General features: G+C 65.7%; 1 protein-coding gene. It reads right to left on the bottom strand.

The annotated features are described in order from the left end of the window. Positions 1-11: 11 nt before the first annotated feature. Positions 12-548: energy transducer TonB (locus tag OZ411_RS43025; protein ID WP_282532814.1), on the bottom strand; the 537-nt coding region annotated here is incomplete at its 5' end.

Raw genomic sequence — 548 nt, 5'->3', positions numbered from 1 at the left:
TCAGAGTCGCGTTAGCTCGGCCGACGCGCCGTTAGGCGCGTCACCATCGGCATCGGCATGTCCTTCGGCGGTGGCTGGCGCAGCGTCAGACGGCCCAGCACGTCGTTGGTGATCACTGCATCGAGTTCAGCATCTCCGGTCGATGGCACCAGCAGAACCCGGTTGATGCGGCCGGTGCTGTCGGCCCAGAGCTTCACCTGAAGCTGCCCGGTCATCTTGCGTGTCCTCGGATTGGACCCGAGCGCCTCTTGCATCTGCGCAATGACGATGGTCGTGTACCAGCCCCAACGGCTGCCACCACCGCCGCCACCACCATAAGGATTGCCACCCGGCTTGCCGCCAAGATTGAAGAGATCGCCTGGTCCGGTCGCCTGGGCGTCAAGCGACAGCGGCCCCGGTGGCTCGTCGTTCTTCGCGTCCTTGACCGGCTCGTCCTGCGGCTTCTCGATCGGCTTGTCTTCCTTGAACTCGGGCTCCGCCATCTTCGGCTGCTCGATCATCTTCTGCTCGGGCGGCGGAGGTGGCGGAGGCGGCGGAGGTGGCGGCGT

Origin of the sequence: Bradyrhizobium sp. Arg237L (assembly GCF_029990105.1) — a bacterium.
Taxonomy (GTDB): domain Bacteria; phylum Pseudomonadota; class Alphaproteobacteria; order Rhizobiales; family Xanthobacteraceae; genus Bradyrhizobium.
This window is presented reverse-complemented; position numbering and strand designations above follow the sequence as displayed.